Annotated in this window: 1 protein-coding gene; it reads right to left on the minus strand. The window is 54.9% G+C overall.

All coding sequences use genetic code 11. The features are described from left to right. On the minus strand, positions 1–397 hold a 397-nt coding region (locus MXD62_RS10320), incomplete at both ends, for an asparaginase (RefSeq protein WP_248829104.1).

The following is a 397-nucleotide window of genomic DNA, read 5'->3' on the forward strand; positions in this document are numbered from 1 at the left end:
ATCTTGATCGCAATGCCCAGTCCGGTCTCGCGGTCGCCGAGGCAATAGACCGATTCCGCTCCTGCTTTTCCGACGATTCGGCCTTTGAAGGCTGTCATCAAATCGGTACAGTAACGCTTGTTTCCGCCAACCATCTCGGGAAATGATACCATCGCGTCCGTGATACGTTGAACGGCTTCACGGCGGACGGAATTTTCAATCGTTTCAGGCTTGGCCAATCGTGCAAAACCCCAGGCGTAATTGGCAAGCGGCAGGCGATGAACCGGAACCCCGCAGCCATCTGTACCCATATGAATCTGTTCCTTCGGGTAGCGAGTGATGTCAGCCACCGCATCGAGAATGCGCTGTTGAACGGGATGCTCGGGCAGATGGTACGTACTCGGATCCTCTCCCATAT

The organism is Frankia sp. Mgl5, assembly GCF_023242985.1.
GTDB lineage: Bacteria > Actinomycetota > Actinomycetes > Frankiales > Frankiaceae > Parafrankia > Parafrankia soli.